The sequence below is a fragment of the Agrobacterium sp. DE0009 genome, assembly GCF_007680755.1.
GTDB lineage: Bacteria > Pseudomonadota > Alphaproteobacteria > Rhizobiales > Rhizobiaceae > Agrobacterium > Agrobacterium tumefaciens_B.
The window spans coordinates 120608-136921 of record NZ_VEIU01000006.1 but is presented as its reverse complement, the minus strand read 5'-3'; the positions used below and the strand labels follow the sequence as shown (position 1 = coordinate 136921).

The following is a 16314-nucleotide window of genomic DNA, read 5'->3' as shown; positions in this document are numbered from 1 at the left end:
GCTTAACGGCAGAAATGAGGCGTATTTTTCTGCGGTGTTTCTAACCTTGGGTTGCGGTATTCGGCATGCGCCGTGATTTGACCATGCCCAGGATTTTCCCCAGCAGGGCACGTTCGGTCAGCAGGATCAGTATTGCATAGATGGCGCCGCCCACGGCAGCGCCGATAAGAACCTGAAGGGTGGCGTTGGGAACCTGATCGGCGAGAAGGTGAAGTAAATAGCGCACCGCAACGGCCATTACGAAAGCGGCGATCATCGGCCGGCTACTGACGTAAAGTCCCTGGAAGAAAGGCGTGTCGCTCGCTTTGAACACGGCCCAGGAGTAAGCGACGAGCGTGACGGCGTTGACGATACAGAGCCAGATCATGGCGTCTATCAACGTTCCATAAAGTGCCGCGAACCAGACCGCGACCGTGGTGACGACGGCACGGAGTGTCGCCGACCAGAACAGGACACGACCGTAACCAGCGCCCTTGAGGTAAGGGATGAAGGTGCTGCAGGGCGTGAGAATGGCTTTCGATAGGGCCAGAAGACCAAGCACCGGCCAGGCATAAGCCCAGTTCTGCCCGAAGATGACAAGCATGGCCGGCTCGGCCACGGCCCAGAGACCGAACATCATGGGCGCGAGCAGCACGGTCAGCACCTGCGTGCTGAACATCAACGCATCGCGCCGGCGCTGGGGGTCGTCCATCATGCGGCTGAAAGCGGGAAACAGAACCCCCATGACGGCGGATAAAACCACCTGGTTGGGAATGCTGGCGAAACGGTTGGAAGCGGAATAGGCGCCGGCATCCGCCAGACCCAGGTGCCGGGCAATGACCACCATCGGCGACTGGAAGGTGACAAAATTGGCGATTTCCGAGCCCATCAGCCCCGAACTGAAGCCAAGAAGCGGCACCAGCCGGCGTGGCTTCATGACAAAACGCGGGCAATAACGCGAAACGGCGTAAAGTCCGACGAGGCGAATCAAAGCCGCGGCGAAAAGCTGGATGATAAGCGCCCAGACGCCGAACCCCTTGAAGGCGAGCGCGACCGCGACAATCGCCGCGATGCTCTCCGAGGCCATGCTCCACAGCGCATCCTTGCTGAAGTTCATCCGTCGCGCCAGCAGCGAATAGGCGACATCACCGGCAAGCTGCAGCGGGATGAGGAAAGCCATGATGCGCAGCAGGTAAGCGCTTTCCACGGCTCCCAGCAGCCCGCCGAAAAACTCAGCCCAGATGTAGAGAACGGCGGCCATGGTGCAGGAGATCGCCAGATTGGCCCAGAAGACGGTATGGATCGTCTCCATATCCTCTTCCTTCTCGACGATGAGAGCGGAGGTCAGCCCCGCGCCGGCGATCATGGTCAGGAACTGTACAACCGTAAGTCCTACCGCCACCACGCCGAATTCTTCCGGGGTAAGCAGTCTTGCGAGAATGGGGACCGTGACAAATTTAAGCCCGAATGTCCCTGTTTTTGATAAAACGCTCCAGCCGACATTCGTGGTGATGGTCTTTACATTTGGTGCTGGGGGCATACAAGCATCCTGTTTCTGGAGGCCGGCGGGAGGAAGCCGGTTGGGAGTTGCCGATACCATCGGGTCCGCTTTTAGGATCGGGCCCGACACTTCTTGATCAACGCAAGGGGCGAAACAATGGCAAGATTTACTGTCGTCATTCCCTACTACCAAAAGCAGCACGGCGTCCTGGGACGTGCACTCGCATCGGTTTTTGCGCAGACTTACCAGGACTTCGATCTTGTCATCGTCGATGACGAATCGCCGTACCCGATCGATCGGGAACTTGCGGAAATTTCGCAGGAACAGAAAGACCGGATTATTGTCATTAAGCAGGCCAATGCTGGCCCCGGCGGTGCACGCAACACCGGTTTGGACAACGTGCCCGATGGCACTGACTACGTGGCCTTCCTGGATTCCGACGATATCTGGACGCCTGATCATCTCAAGAATGCGGCCTTTGCGCTCACGACCTTCGGTGGCGAGTGCTATTGGGCTTCGATGCAGGCAAGTGACGAATTTTATTACCATTTCGCCATTTCCGAGCTTGAGAAAAACGAGGGCGCGGCACGCGTTTCCGAGACGCCGCTGGTGATCGAGCTGCCGGATCTGGCAAGTGTGATGCTGCGCAACTGGAGCTTCCTGCATCTCTCCTGCATGGTGATCGGCCGTCCTCTTTTTGAGAAAATCCGCTTTGACCCGGCGCTTCGTCTGGCGGCGGAAGATGTGCTGTTTTTCTGCGATTCCATCCTCGCTTCGAAGCGGACGCTGCTCTGTGACGACGCCGGTGCGATGCGGGGAATGGGCGTCAATATCTTCCACAGCATCGACAATAGCTCGCCGGAATTCCTGCGCCAGCAGTTCAATACCTGGGTGGCGCTCGATACGCTGGAGGGGCGTTTTTCACGCCGGCCGGCCGATGTCGCCTCCATTGCATCCTATAAAAACACGGCACGCAAACAGGCGCTGTGGAGCCAGGCGGGCAATTTGAAACGGCGCAAGGCGCCCGAATTCGGACTGCTGTTGAAGTGGGTGATGCGTGATCCGGCACTGCTGCGTGCCGCTTTCGAACTCGGCGCCGGCAAAATCGTGCGCTCCAGATGAGCGAATTTTCGCCCGCAAGAATCTATATGTTTTTCACCGAGGAGTGACCTCATGAAACCTTATCACTGGGAATCTCATCACGGAAATTTCGGTGACGATCTCAACCTTTGGCTGTGGGACTTTCTGCTCCCGGGTCTGCGCGACGTGCATGACGATGTCATGCTCGTCGGTGTCGGCACCGTGCTCAACGACGTTCTTTTGCCTGGAAAACAGCGCAAGCTGGTGATCGGTAGCGGTTATGGTTATGGCGCGGTGCCGGATACCAGCACCGAGTTCTGGGATATTCGTTGCGTGCGCGGCGAAAAAACCGCCGCCAAGTTGGGACTCGCGCCTGAAAAGGGCATTGTCGACCCCGCCGTCATGGTCACGGAGATGCCTGACTTCAAAAACCTGCCCAAACTTTACAAGAAGACCTTCGTTCCCCATTGGGAATCGGCGGAGTTCGGCATGTGGGAAACGGTCTGTGAGCCAGCAGGCCTCACCTATCTTGACCCGCGCGGCGAAGCGAAAGCGGTCATCCGCGCCATTGCCCAGTCTGAATTCATCGTGGCTGAATCCATGCATGGTGCAATTCTGGCGGATGCCTTCCGCGTGCCGTGGGTTGCCGTCAGCACCTCGCCTTCGATCAACAGCTTCAAATGGAGCGATTGGGCCGGCAGCGTCGGCGTGGAGTACCAGCCGCGTTATGTGCCCGTTTCGACCCGCGCAGAGGCGGCGAAAAAGGGCTCGCGTTTCTGGGGCATGAGCTTCCCGCCACCACCGCCACCTGTCGTCGCGGAGCCTGGTTCGGTTTCTCCGCATGAGGGCGCCGCGCATGAAGGCGAAGTGCTGGTACGCCCACAGGAAACGCAATCTCGCTCGCTGCGAAAACTCGCCAAGCAGGTGCTTGCGGCCCCTTCCACGCTGGCGCTTTGGCAGGCCAGTCGCGCAGAACCCCGCCTCAGCCCGGACGGCCGACTGGAGGAGCGGAAGGAACGTTTCTCGGCGGTTCTAGACACTGTGAAGCGGGATTATTTTTAAGCATGTATCCGGAAAATGCGGCAGCATTGTTCAGGCCGCATTTGCTGGATATCCTACGCCGGAAAGGCAATCGGCGCCTTCGGCGCCGACGGTGGTTATCAGGCAGCCTTCTTCATTGAAGTTGGCCGTCACGCTGAAATGTCGATGATCCCGCAATCTCCCGCCTCGGAGGCAAAGGCGAGCAGTTTGCCGGTGGCGCTCCAGTCCATGCTGGTGATCGCGCCTTTCCCGGGGCGGCGCAGCAGGGCTTCCTTGCCGTCGGCGAGGCGCACGCCGAGAATCATGCCGTCGATGAAGCCAATGGCGAGAACGTCTTCCACCGGGTGGAAGGCGACGTTGGTGGCGAGGACGTTGGCGCGGCTGCCGAGTTCTTCCGGGGCCTTACCCATCGGGCCATCCTTGCCGGAGAAGGGCCAGACGATCGCGGCTGGCGCGCCTGATGAGGCGAGCCATTTGCCCTTTGCCGACCATGATACGGATTTAACCTTGGCGGGATAACCGGTCATGCGCATATGGCGCGCTTCCATGCCGCCTTTCGTGGCTTCCATCTTCCAGCCATGCAGGGCATTTTCCTGCATGGTGGTGACGAGGAACTTGCCGTCTGGCGAAAAGGTGACGCCGGTGTGCGCACCCTTCCATTCGAGATCGACGGGATCGCCCGCGGTTGCCACCCAGTGGAGCGTCACGCCGTTATAACGGGCAACGGCAATGCGTAGGCCCTTTGGAGCGAAGGCGATCGCCTCCACTGTGCGCTCTTCCTTGAATTCCTTGACCGTGCCGTCCGAGAGGCGCACGAAGCTGGACTTGCCGACGCCATAAGCGACCGCTTTCTGCGGACCGCCGGCGACGACGCCAACCCATTTGCGCGGCACGTTGGCGATCTCGCTGATGCTGCCATCATGGCCGATGCGCAGCACGCGCCCGTCTTCACCGCCAGAAAGCAGCGTGGCGCTATAGGGGTCGCGAATGCAGGTCAGAAGCCCGTCATGTGCCTCGGTCACCTTCTCGCCGCCATCCAGCCGGTGAATGGTGCCGGCGGCGGTGGAAAACAGCGGAATGTCGCCGAGAAAATGGGTCGAGACCACGTGGCCTTCGATATCAAGCGGGGCAACAGTCGGCATGGGGCATTGGTCTTTCGTATCTATGTTTTCTGCGGTGGGTTCGTTCTCAAACCAAAGTCACGAAGATGCGCTAACGCGGCTCCGCACCCTGGCGTCGAGGTCGGCATTCGGGGCGAACCCTGGAGCGTCCGACCGTCTCCATGCTGTCCGCATTGGGTCCTCGGGTCAAGCCCGAGGACGACGCCGGAAGTCGCTAGGGGTGCCGAGAAACCGGTAAAGCTTCTCGGTGCCGCCCTTGAAACCCTATGCCGTGGCGAGGCAGGCGTTAAAGCTTTTCTCCAGCTTCTCGCGGTCCAGTTCGCGGCCGATGAAGACGAGGCGGCTTTCGCGCTTTTCATCTTCCTTCCACGGACGCTGGTGGTCGCCCTCGATGATCATGTGCACGCCCTGCACCACGTAACGCTCCGCGTCGCCTTTGAAGGCAATAATGCCCTTCAGGCGCAGGATGTTGGGCCCATCGACCTGCGTCACCTTTTGAATCCAGGGGAAGAAGCGCTCGGGGTTCATCTCGCCGCCGCGTAGCGAAACCGACTGCACCGTGACGTCATGGATCGGCGAAACTGCGCCATGGTGGTGATCGTGCCCATGGTCGTGATCATGGTGATGATGCCCGTGGTCGTGATCGTGATGATGATGATGCTCATGATCATGGTGGTGGTCGCAATCGGGGCCGCAGACGTGGTCGTCATGGCCATGCTCGAGGAAATGCGGATCGTTCTCGAGCGCGCGCTCGAGATTGAAGGCGCCCTGGTCGAGAACGCGGGCAAGATCGACGCCGGAGCGCGTGGTCTTGTAAATGCGGGCGGAAGGATTGATGGCGCGCACGATATCTTCGATGCGGGCGACTTCCTCGGGCGAAACGAGATCGGTCTTGTTGACGATGACGACGTCGGCGAAGGCGATCTGGTCTTCAGCCTCGCGGCTGTCCTTCAGCCGCAGCGGCAGGTGCTTGGCGTCAACGAGGGCAACGACGGCATCGAGCTCGGTCTTGGCGCGCACATCGTCATCCATGAAGAAGGTCTGGGCGACGGGCACCGGGTCGGCGAGCCCCGTCGTTTCCACAATGATGCCGTCGAAACGGCCGGGCCGGCGCATCAGGCCTTCCACGACGCGGATGAGGTCACCACGCACCGTGCAGCACACGCAGCCATTGTTCATTTCATAGATTTCTTCATCGGATTCGACGATCAGATCGTTGTCGATGCCGATCTCACCGAATTCATTGACGATGACAGCGTATTTCTTTCCGTGGTTCTCGGAGAGAATGCGGTTGAGAAGCGTCGTCTTGCCTGCACCGAGATATCCCGTCAGGACGGTGACTGGAATGGGCTTGGCTGCTGCTGTTTCGGTCATGGAAAACCCCGTGTGGAGAGAGGCCTGATCGCCTCAGGAAGATGTGTTGACGTCCATATAGGCGCGACGCCGCGGCAGTTCAAAGAGATTTTGGTCGAATTCGGCCGTGCCACTCAAGTTTTGTTATGAAATAACGTTAAGTCAAAAGCGTGGATATCTTCAAGCAGTTCGAGAAGGCCGTTGACCGCATGGGAAATGAGCCTCTCGCCCTTTTCCGCGGTCGCGGCGGCCGCATTTCCGGCAACGCCATCCGGGTTGAGATCGCTCATCAGCCAGCCGAAGGCGTGGGGGCCATAGGCGCGCAGATGCTTGAAACGCTGGGTGAAATCACTTTGCCGCGACGGGAAATTGGCGGCCTTTTCCATTGCCACACGCTCGGGATGAAGCGCCAGCATGACGGATGTCTCGATGTCGCCGCCATGGATATCGATTGCCTTGTCTTCGGGGGTGATGACATTTACGGGCACGCCGAAGCGCGTCCAGCTCGTCGCCACGGCGAGCATGCCGAAACGGACGCGGGCCTCGGTGGCAACGATGGTCATCAGTGGTGAATTGCCGCCATGGGCGTTCAGCATCACAAATTTGCGCACGCCCTTTTTATATTCCGCCTCCGCAATGTCGAGCCAGCGTTCGACGGCTTCAGCGTAACCCAGCGTCTTCGTGCCGGGCACATTCATGTGCTCGATGGAATAACCGACGGGCTCTGCCGGCAGGAAAGAAACAGGAAGATGGCGGGGCAGCGCGGCAGCGAGCCGGGTGACGATTCCTTCTCCAATCAGTGTGTCGGTCTCGAAGGGCAGGTGCGGCCCGTGTTGCTCATGGGCGCCGAGCGGCAGCACGGAAATTGCCCCTGTTGCGCGAAGATCGGGCTCTGTTACGTTTTCGTCGTGATAATGCGTGTATGAGTTTGGCATCTGGCAGTCCGCGCATGCATTCGATAAGGATTTCCAGCAGCATATATCGGTTCCGCCACAGGGTAAAAGGCACTCGCATATGAGCAAGGACAAAAGCGCCAAGAAGGACAAGGGCAGCAAGAAGGCCAAGGAAGGGAAGAAAAACAGGGAAGAGAATTTCAACCCGGAGGAACTGGCGCAGTCCATTACCCAGGCTGCCCGCTCCATGCGCACGGCGCTCAGCCATAGCCTTGCCGAAAGCGGCCTTTATGCCGGACAGGACGGCGTCATTCTCGCTCTGGCGCAGGAAGGCAGCCTGACACCGGGACAGATCGCCCAGAAATTGGGCGTCAAGGCACCCACCATGACGCGCACCATCGGTCGCATGGAAGCCCAGGGCTTCGTGGAGCGTAGCGGCTATGAAGAGGACGGCCGCGTTACGCTGGTGAAGCTCACGGAAGCGGGTTTGAAGAGCGTCGACCATATCAACAACTCGATCGCCACTTGCAGCGAGCGCGCGATATCGGGTTTTTCTGCCAAAGACATTCGCAACGTCGTCAGGCTTCTCAAAGCCATCGACGCAAATCTTCAATGAACTTATTTGATTTTTAAATCTATCCTGAGTTTTTGTGAGCGTTCCTTAAACGGGTTGCGGATTTCATTTAAATTGTTTAATTGCAGTTTAAATGGACATGCGCCGTTGACATGCGTTTGGGGAGGAATGCCATGGCACAAAAGGTTAAACTGTCGACGATTGCCGAGAGTCTCGGGCTTTCGACTGCCACCATTTCTTTGGCATTGCGCGACAGTCCACTGGTAGCATCCGATACGCGCGACAAGATCAAGGAACAGGCGAGGGCGCTGGGTTATATCTATAACCGTCGCGCCGCCAGCCTGCGCACATCGCGCTCGGGTATTGTCGGGGTTGTCTTCCACGATGTGATGAACCCCTTTTACGGCGAAATCCTGAAAGCCATCGAAAGCGAACTCGATCGCAGTCGCCAAACCTTCATCCTGTCTAACCATTATGATTCGGTGGAAAAGCAGCGCACCTTCATCGAGACACTGCTGCAGCTCGGGTCTGACGGCATCATCATGTCCCCGGCGATCGGTACGCCGATCGAGGACATGACGCTCGCCGAAGAGAACGGCATGCCCGCCATTCTCGTGGCCCGTTCCATGGACGGCGTCGATATGCCGACCTATCGTGGTGACGACAGCTACGGCATTTCGCTCGCCACCAATCACCTGATCAGCCTCGGCCACCGCACTATCGCCATGGTTGGCGGCACTGACCAGACCTCGACCGGCCGTGATCGTTACCAGGGTTATGTCAACGCGCTGCGCAAGGCGGGCATCGAGGTTGATCCGAACCTGCGCATCCCCGGCCCACGCTCCAAGCAGGGCGGCTTCGAGGCAGCTGTGCATTTTCTCTCCCTACCGCAGAAGCCGACCGCCGCCGTGTGCTGGAACGATCTCGTCGCCATCGGGCTGATGAACGGCATCTCCCGCGCCGGTCTGGTGCCAGGTGTCGATATATCGGTCACCGGTTACGACGATCTGGAGGAAGCTGCCATCGCCACCCCGGCGCTGACCACCGTGTCCAACGGCCAGGCCGAGGTTGGGCGCCTGGCAGCTCGGGCGCTGCTGGACCGGCTCGCGGGCAGCCATGAACCTGACGGCATTCATCTCATCAAGCCGGAAATGCGAATCCGGCAATCGACCGGCCCGGTGCGGCCGCGGGTGTGAGCTCGGTATCGCTTTCATCAGTTATTCCGACCCTGAGCCGGCTGACTGCGCGTTGCCCATAGTCGCCGGCGACGTTTCCTTCCTCCGTCATACCGGCCTTGAGCCGGTATCCATCAAGCCTAAGTCATTGAGCTGAAAAGACTCTTCTCGCCGCGCGGACGCGCTGCGGCTCAATTCCGGCTCAGGGCCGGAATGACGGAAGCTATATGTTTACGTCCTCCCCATAGCCTTTTCGATTTGAACCGGACAGTCGTGGATCCGGTCCGTTTGCCGGTGGCGGACGCCACAAAAAATCGGCATGAAACCTCTGTCTGCCCCATAACATCCCCTAATTGGCCTTTTCACGGCAGCCGTTGTTTGAAAAGATCGCGCCCGGAAGGAGCGGGGTGGCGAGTAGTTTGCCTGCAACCCGCTCCGGCTATTGGAATGTTATCAGGAGGAATATCCGCTCATGTCTGACAAAAAGGCCGTCGTTCTCGTTCCCGGCAAGATCAATCCGCGCGTTCTCGAACGCCTCGAAGGCAAGGTCGAGATCGTTGCTGCGCCTGCGGGCGCCGAGCCGGTTCTGCCTGAGGGTGCGGCCGAGCGCGTCAACGCCATTGCTGTTTCCGGCGCCGTCAACGCCAATTGGATCGATGCCCTGCCGAAGCTCGAGATTATCGCCAATTTCGGCGTGGGCTACGACGGTGTCGACGCCAAGCATGCGGCGACGCGCGGCATCGTGGTGACAAATACGCCTGATGTGCTGAATGACGAAGTGGCGGATACGACGATTGCTCTGCTTATCAACACGGTGCGCCGTCTTTATCAGGCCGAAACATGGCTGCGGGAGGGCAAATGGGCTGGGGAAGGTCCGTTCGCACTGTCGCCGTTCTCGCTGCGCGGCCGCAAGGTGGGGCTGTTCGGAATGGGCCGCATCGGCCAGGAGATCGCCAAGCGCCTGGAGCCGTTCAAGGTGGAGATCAGTTACCACACGCGCAGCAAGCGGGATGAACTCTCCTACGCCTATTATGGCTCACTGAAGCAAATGGCTGAGGCCGTCGATACGCTGATCTGTATCGTGCCGGGCACGCCGCAAACACACAAGGCGATCAATACCGAAATCCTGACGGCGCTCGGACCTGAAGGTATATTCATCAATGTCGGTCGCGGCTCCAGCGTTGATGAGGACGCGCTTCTTGAGGCGTTGCAGAGTGGCGCCTTGGGAGCTGCCGGGCTCGACGTTTTTTACGCCGAACCGAAGGTGCCGGAAGCCTTCCTGTCGCTTCCAAATGTGTCCCTGCTGCCCCATGTTGCCTCCGCCTCGGTTCCGACGCGCAATGCCATGGCCGATCTGGTGGCCGATAATATTCTCGGCTGGTTCAGGGACGGCAAGGTGCTGACGCCGGTGCCGGAAACGCCCGTCAAGGGATGATACTTCCTGCGTCGGCTCCTGGCCCATGAAAAGGCGATCCACGCCCTTGAGGGCCATCTCACTGCCGCCGGGCCAAACCTCGTGGCAGCGAGACTTGCCGGATCACCCGGGGAAACGCGCCTATCTCTTCGAAAAGGCCCTGACCAACTCCGCGTCCTGCTGCAGATTATCGAGCCACGTCGGATCGAGCTTGGGCACCGAGGAGAACAGCAGCTTGGAGTAGGGGTGGGTGGGCGATTTGATCGCTTCCGTCTCCAGATGCTCGACCTTCTGCCCGCCATACATCACGACGATCTCGTCGCAGATGGTTTCGACGACCGAGAGATCGTGGCTGATGAAGATGTAGGAAAGGTTCAGTTCCCGCTGCAACTCGCCGAGAAGATCGATGATGGCAGCTGCAACAACGGTATCCAGTGCCGAGGTGATTTCGTCGCAGATGATCAGTGAAGGATCGGCAGCAAGGGCGCGGGCGAAGTTGATGCGCTGCTTTTGCCCACCGGAAAGGCCGGATGGGTGGCGATGGCGCACCGATCGCGGCAGCTTCACCATATCAAGAAGTCGGTCGATCCGCGCATCGCGCACCTTCCCTTTCATGCCGTGGTAAAAGGTCAGCGGCCGGCCGAGAATGTCTTCGATCGATTTTGATGGATTGAGTGCCGTATCCGCATATTGAAAGACGATCTGCATGCGACGCAGCTGGTCGCTGGTTCGACGCCGGGCGTCTGGGTGCAGTTCGCGACCTTCGAAGATGACATGGCCGCTCGCCGCCGGCAGAATGCCGGCGATGGCGCGAGCAAGCGTGGATTTTCCGCAGCCAGATTCCCCGATGATGCCGAGGTTGCGGCCGGGATAGACCGCAAGACTGACCGTATCCACCCCCCGGACCAGCGGCATCTTGTCGTCACCCCTATTGCCATAACCGGCGATCAGATTTTCAATATCCAGCAGCGGTTTTGCCCGTTCCTGCGTGGGCGGCGCAACCGCGCGAACCTTGTCATGGAATGCCGTCAGCAATTCCCTCGTGTAAGGATGCTGCGCATTTTCAAGAATTTCCGTCGTGGTGCCCGTTTCCTTGATCTCGCCGCCCTTCAGCACGACGATGCGGTCGGCGATCTGGGCGACGACGGCGAGATCGTGCGACACGTAAACGCCGCTAATGCCACCCTTGCGCATGGCCGATTTGAAGGCGCGCAGCACTTCGATCTGGGTCGTCACGTCAAGGGCGGTCGTCGGTTCGTCAAAAATCACCAGCTTCGGGTTGCCGATCAACGCCATGGCGGCGGAGAGGCGTTGCAACTGACCGCCCGAAACCTGATGCGGGTAACGCTCCCCGATGGTTTCAGGGTTTGGCAAGGACAGTGCCTTGAAGAGGTCTACGGCGCGGATGCGCGCCTCCTGCGGCGGCATCAGATGGTGGATACGGGTGACTTCTATCACCTGTTCGATGATCTTCTGCGCTGGGTTGAAGGCGGCGGCGGCGCTTTGCGGTACGTAGGTCACATTTGTGCCACGCACCTTGGCGCGCTCTGCTTCGGAAAGCTGCACCATATCCCGCCCGGCGACGGTGACACTGCCGCCTGAAATGCGGCAGCCGGGCCGGGCATAACCCATCAGGGTCAGGGCGATGGTCGTCTTACCAGAACCGCTTTCGCCGATCAGCGCGACGATCTCGCCATCGGCGATGTCGATGTCGACGCCCTTGATGATCTCGATCCGGCGACCGGAATCGGTGGTCGCTTCGACCTTCAGTCCGCGAATTTCAACGAGATTGCTCATGCTTCCCTCCTGTCGCGGATTTTCTGCGGCAAGTTGTCGATCAGAAGGTTGACGCTGATCGTCAGGCTGGCAATGGCGATCGAGGGGAATATGACGGCTGGTGCCGCAAAGGGCAGACCACCGATGTTTTCGCGCACCAGCGCGCCCCAATCCGCATTTGGCGGCTGTAGGCCGAGGCCGAGGAAGGACAGCCCGGACAAGAGCAGAACGATGAAAACGAACCGCACGCCGAGATCGGCAAGCACGGGACGGATGATGTTCGGCAGTATCTCTGCGCCAATAAGGTAGAGAAGGTTTTCGCCGCGAACGCGAGCAACGGTGACAAAGTCCATGGTGTTGACGTTGACGGCGAGTGCCCGGGCGAAACGATAGGCGCCCGGCGTGTATATGACGGACAGCGTGATGATCAGCACCGGGATGGACGAACCAACGGCTGCGACGACCACAAGACCGAACAGCTTGCTCGGAATGGAGTTCACCGCATCCAGAAATCGGCTCAGCGCCGCATCGAACCAGCCGCCGATGACGGCGGCGCACATGCCGAGCACGACGCCGCAGGTGCAGGCGATGGTGACAGCCGCGAGCGAAATGCCGACCGTGAAGCGCGCACCTATCAAGATGCGGGAGAAGACGTCACGGCCGAGATAATCGGAACCGAGCCAGAGATCTGACGTCATCGGCCCGAAGTAATCGAAATCGACGATTTCACCGACCGGATGCGGAATGAGATAGGGGGCGAAAATCGCAACCATCGCCCAGAGGAAAATGACGAGAAAGCCGAAAACGCCGACTGCGTTGATCTTGTAACCCAAACGCGAAGTTCCCTGATATCTCTTGATATGATCGGTCATCAGCGCAGCCTTGGATTGGACATGATGGCGATGATGTCAGCTGTCGTGATGAGGAGGAGATAACCGACGCAGAAGATCATCGCGCAGGTCTGGATCAGCGGCAGGTCACGGGTTGCCACACCATCGACCATCAGTTTGGCGATGCCGGGATAGTTGAAGATCGTCTCGACGATGATAACGCCGCCGACGAGATAGGAGAGCGACAGCGCGACCGCATTGACGATGGGGCCGAGCGCGTTGGGCAGCGCATGACGCAGCACGATGCGCATGCGTGGGGCGCCCTTCAGAAGCGCCATTTCCACATAAGGAGTATCCAAAGTCTCGATCACCGCGGCACGGCTCATGCGGATCATCTGCGCCGAAACAACGAAGGTAAGCGTGATGACCGGCATGGCATAAACGCGCAGCACATCGAATAGCGTATGAACCTCGCTAACCAGTGACAATGCCGGTAACCATTTCAGATAAACGGCAAACAGGAGGACGGCGAGCGTGGCGATCATGAATTCCGGCACGGAGATGACGCCGATTGTGAGAATGGTGACAGCCCGATCATAAAGCGTTCCGCGCAGCATGGCGGAGCTGATGCCGAGCGTGAGCGCCAGCGGCACGGCAATGATGGTGGTGATGCCGGCAAGTTTCATGGAATTGACGAAACGGGGGCCGATGAGATCGGCGATCGCCATGTTGTTGGCGTAGGACGTGCCGAGTTCGCCGTGCAGCAGCCCGACAAGCCAGCGCACGAAACGCAGAAGGGCGGGGTCATCGAGATGCATCGCGGTCCGCAGACCGGCCACCGCCTCCGGCGTGGCAGCCTGGCCGAGGAGGATCGTCGCGGTATCGCCGGGCAGCAGGCTGGTGGCGGAAAAGACGATAAACGACACAATCAGCAGCGTCGTCAGCATGACGACCAGCCGCCTGGCGATAAGAGACAATATTCGGCTGTTCATTCAAGATGCTCCTGCGACCGGCCCTTATTGTGGAGGCTTCCCGCATCGGCGGAAAGGTCGCCGGGCACTTGAAGGCCCGGCTCCATGGGCTATCAGGCTTCGAGCCAGACGTATTCCGCAAACGCGTACCCCATCATGCCGCCGAGCGGATTTGCTTCCAAACCCTTCAGCTTGGAGGAGATCGCGTCGACATTCGAAATATAGGCCGGAATGATGGTGCCGGCTTCGTCGGCAATCATCGCCTGCATTTCGAAATAGATTTGCTTGCGCTTTTCCATGTCGAGCAGGCCGCGGGCCTCCAGCATCATCTTGTCGAACTTTTCCGACTTGTACTGGCTTTCGTTCCAGGGTGCATCGGAGGCGTAGAGCAGGGAGAAGAGGATGTCCGGTGTCGGGCGCGGGTTGATGTTGCCGAAGTGTATCGGTGCCTTCAGCCAGTAATTGCTCCAGTAGCCATCCGATGGCACCCGTTGTACGTCGAGCTTGACGCCGATTTGTGCGGCGGAAGCCTGCATGATCATTGCCATGTCGATGGATGATCCTGCCGCATCCGATGCGATGACCGGAATGGACTGACCGATGACGCCGGCTTTTTCGAAATGAAACTTTGCCTTGTCCAGATCGAATGCCTTCGGTTTGAGGTCCGGGTTGTGATAGGGGCTCATGGGCGGAACGGGCTGGTCGTTGCCAACTTCACCGAGGCCGCGCAGCGCCGCCTTGACGATCTGCTCGCGATTGATCAGCGATTTCATGCCCGCAACGAAGTCGGTTTTGTTGCCGGGTGCCTGATCAAGCCGAATGTTGAGGTTGGTATAATTTCCGGACGTCGTCTTGGACATGACGACGCCGTCCTGTTTGTCGAGCAGGCGAAGCGCACGTGGATTGATGGCGGCAGCAAGCTGGATGTCGCCGGAAAGAAGGGCGTTGACGCGTGCATTGTCGTCGGAAATCGCCATGAACTCAAAACTGTCGAGATGCGGACCGCCGGACTTCCAGTAATTCGCATTCTTTGCCATGACGGAGCGAACGCCGGGCTCGAATTTTTCGAGCTTGAACGCACCGGTGCCATTGCCTTTGGAGAAGTCCGTAGCGCCATCGGCAACGATCATGAAGTGATGCAGCGCAAGGATGGATGGCAGGTCGGCGTTCGGGTTTGCCAGCGTAATTTCGACGGTGTTTTTGTCGACCGCCTTGAAACCGGTCATTTGAGCCGCGATCTTGGCGACCTTGGAGCCGACAGCAGGATCGAGGTGACGCTTAAGCGAATAGACCACGTCATCGGCCGTCAAAGACTTGCCGTCATGGAAGGTGACGCCGGAACGCAATTTGACCGTCCACGTTTTGGCATCTTTCGTTTCGATGGATTCGGCCAGCTCCATCTGCGGTGTGCCGGAAACGTCGAGAAAGGTAAGCCGGCTATAAAGGGCGCAGCAACGGACATAATCCGTCGAAAGCGAGGCCTTGGCGGGGTCGAGCGTATCGGCGGTGGAGGAGGACCATCCGGCCGCCTTTAACGAGCCACCGGAAACCGGTGTTGCCGCCACGGCCTTCGAGGCGCGGCCGAGGATGGCCGAACCGGCCGAAAGGGCCACGCCACCCGCCAGCATCATGTGAAGCAGCTCACGCCGCGTCGCGCCGCGGCGGATCGCCTGTTCAACGGCGGCATCGTCAGAGCGGGTCCAGTTTGTAATCCTGTCACTCATGGTATTCCCCTTTTGTATTTGTTGAGATCCGATTGAAAAATACTCGACACCGCAGGGCGGTTCGCGCTGCGTCTTCTGGAGTATGGCTTAACCGGCTGCTTGTCTCGTCGCTTCGGCAAGGCCAGCCATCGACGTGAAGTGATAGTCCGGCTCCGTAAAATTCTCCGGCTCTATCGTGCCGCCATAGCCCTTCTGGGCGTGGCGACGCTCGATCCAGCAATTCGTCATGCCCAGTTTCCGGGAAATGCCGATATCGTGGTACTGGCTTTGCGCGACGTGCAGAATGTCGTCCTTCGATGCGCCCTCGCTTTCGACGAAAGCAAATACCTTTTCGAAGAAGACCGGATCGGGTTTTTCCGTGCCCGTGTCATCCGCCGTGAAGGCGGCATGAAAGGGATTGCCAAGCTCCTTCGAAAAATAGTCGAAGGCCCAGCGCTGGGCATTGGTCATGGCGATGAGGCGATGTGTCTTTGCCAATTCTGCCATTGCGGCGCGGCTGTCTTCAAAGCCTTTCCAGTCTTTTGCCGCATCACGCAGGCGCTCGCCGAACGCCCGCTCTGCCGGCAGGCCAAGTTCGGGGGCAATGTTCAGGTAGACACGGACAAGATCGTCGGGGAACAGGTCCGTTGCCTCGGAATACCGGGCAGCGCGATAAAGGGCGAGTGCCTTTTCACCATCGACCTCCACGCCGTTTTCCGTACCGATCGCTGCCAGGGTCGATTTCAGGCCACCTTCGAAATCGATGAGGGTGCCTACCACGTCGAAGCTCATATATTTGAAGTCGCTCAGTTTCTTGGGCAATGTGGGTCTCCACTTTGCTGCCTCGGCCTCTTGGGACGGCTGCGGCAGATTATTCTGTTCCCGGACGAGATCCTTGTCCCG

Annotated in this window: 14 protein-coding genes; 5 read left to right on the top strand and 9 right to left on the bottom strand. The window is 59.1% G+C overall.

Features of this window, described 5'->3' with window-relative positions; genetic code table 11:
* Positions 1-40: 40 nt before the first annotated feature.
* The gene (locus tag FS804_RS19475) at positions 41-1519 is read right to left on the bottom strand and encodes a lipopolysaccharide biosynthesis protein (RefSeq protein ID WP_144578551.1); all 1479 of its coding nucleotides are present in this window, start codon (positions 1517-1519) and stop codon (positions 41-43) included.
* A 117-nt stretch (positions 1520-1636) separates the two neighbouring features.
* Here FS804_RS19475 and FS804_RS19470 point away from each other — a divergent pair, with 117 nt between their 5' ends.
* Positions 1637-2602, top strand: coding sequence for a glycosyltransferase family A protein (locus tag FS804_RS19470; protein WP_063947136.1), 966 nt, complete (start codon positions 1637-1639; stop codon positions 2600-2602).
* 51 nt (positions 2603-2653) lie between these two features.
* Positions 2654-3622 (top strand): polysaccharide pyruvyl transferase family protein, encoded by a 969-nt coding sequence (locus FS804_RS19465; RefSeq protein WP_063947137.1) that lies wholly within the window; start codon positions 2654-2656, stop codon positions 3620-3622.
* Positions 3623-3750: 128 nt separating this feature from the next.
* On the opposite strand, the gene FS804_RS19460 is transcribed toward FS804_RS19465, so the two are convergent.
* From FS804_RS19460 to FS804_RS19450, 3 genes are all read right to left on the bottom strand, one after another.
* On the bottom strand, positions 3751-4743 hold the full coding sequence (locus tag FS804_RS19460) for a WD40 repeat domain-containing protein (protein WP_144578550.1): 993 nt from the start codon (positions 4741-4743) through the stop codon (positions 3751-3753).
* Between the two features lie 243 nt (positions 4744-4986).
* Complete coding sequence (locus tag FS804_RS19455; RefSeq protein ID WP_144578549.1) at positions 4987-6096, bottom strand: GTP-binding protein; 1110 nt, start codon at positions 6094-6096, stop codon at positions 4987-4989.
* Positions 6097-6209: 113 nt separating this feature from the next.
* Complete coding sequence (locus tag FS804_RS19450; RefSeq protein ID WP_144578548.1) at positions 6210-7010, bottom strand: creatininase family protein; 801 nt, start codon at positions 7008-7010, stop codon at positions 6210-6212.
* A gap of 79 nt (positions 7011-7089) precedes the next feature.
* On the opposite strand from FS804_RS19450, the gene FS804_RS19445 reads away from it, so the two are divergent.
* From FS804_RS19445 to FS804_RS19430, 3 genes are all read left to right on the top strand, one after another.
* Positions 7090-7584, top strand: coding sequence for a MarR family winged helix-turn-helix transcriptional regulator (locus FS804_RS19445; RefSeq protein ID WP_144578547.1), 495 nt, complete (start codon positions 7090-7092; stop codon positions 7582-7584).
* Between the two features lie 131 nt (positions 7585-7715).
* Positions 7716-8738, top strand: a complete 1023-nt coding sequence (locus tag FS804_RS19440) for a LacI family DNA-binding transcriptional regulator (RefSeq protein ID WP_004433466.1) — start codon at positions 7716-7718, stop codon at positions 8736-8738.
* A gap of 451 nt (positions 8739-9189) precedes the next feature.
* Positions 9190-10152 carry a 2-hydroxyacid dehydrogenase gene (locus FS804_RS19430; protein ID WP_144578546.1) on the top strand — a complete coding sequence of 321 codons (963 nt, stop codon included), beginning with the start codon at positions 9190-9192 and terminating at the stop codon, positions 10150-10152.
* Between the two features lie 120 nt (positions 10153-10272).
* Here FS804_RS19430 and FS804_RS19425 read toward each other — a convergent pair whose 3' ends face one another.
* From FS804_RS19425 to FS804_RS19405, 5 genes are all read right to left on the bottom strand, one after another.
* A complete protein-coding gene (locus FS804_RS19425) occupies positions 10273-11928 on the bottom strand; it encodes an ABC transporter ATP-binding protein (protein ID WP_144578545.1) in 1656 nt (551 codons plus the stop codon).
* The gene (locus FS804_RS19420; protein WP_144578544.1) at positions 11925-12779 is read right to left on the bottom strand and encodes an ABC transporter permease; all 855 of its coding nucleotides are present in this window, start codon (positions 12777-12779) and stop codon (positions 11925-11927) included. Before FS804_RS19420 ends, FS804_RS19425 begins: the two co-directional genes overlap by 4 nt.
* Positions 12779-13729 (bottom strand): ABC transporter permease, encoded by a 951-nt coding sequence (locus FS804_RS19415; protein ID WP_144578543.1) that lies wholly within the window; start codon positions 13727-13729, stop codon positions 12779-12781. The genes FS804_RS19420 and FS804_RS19415 overlap by 1 nt, the downstream gene beginning before the upstream one ends.
* A gap of 92 nt (positions 13730-13821) precedes the next feature.
* A complete protein-coding gene (locus tag FS804_RS19410; protein WP_144578542.1) occupies positions 13822-15432 on the bottom strand; it encodes an ABC transporter substrate-binding protein in 1611 nt (536 codons plus the stop codon).
* A gap of 87 nt (positions 15433-15519) precedes the next feature.
* Complete coding sequence (locus tag FS804_RS19405; protein WP_144578541.1) at positions 15520-16233, bottom strand: HAD-IA family hydrolase; 714 nt, start codon at positions 16231-16233, stop codon at positions 15520-15522.
* Between the last annotated feature and the right edge of the window lie 81 nt (positions 16234-16314).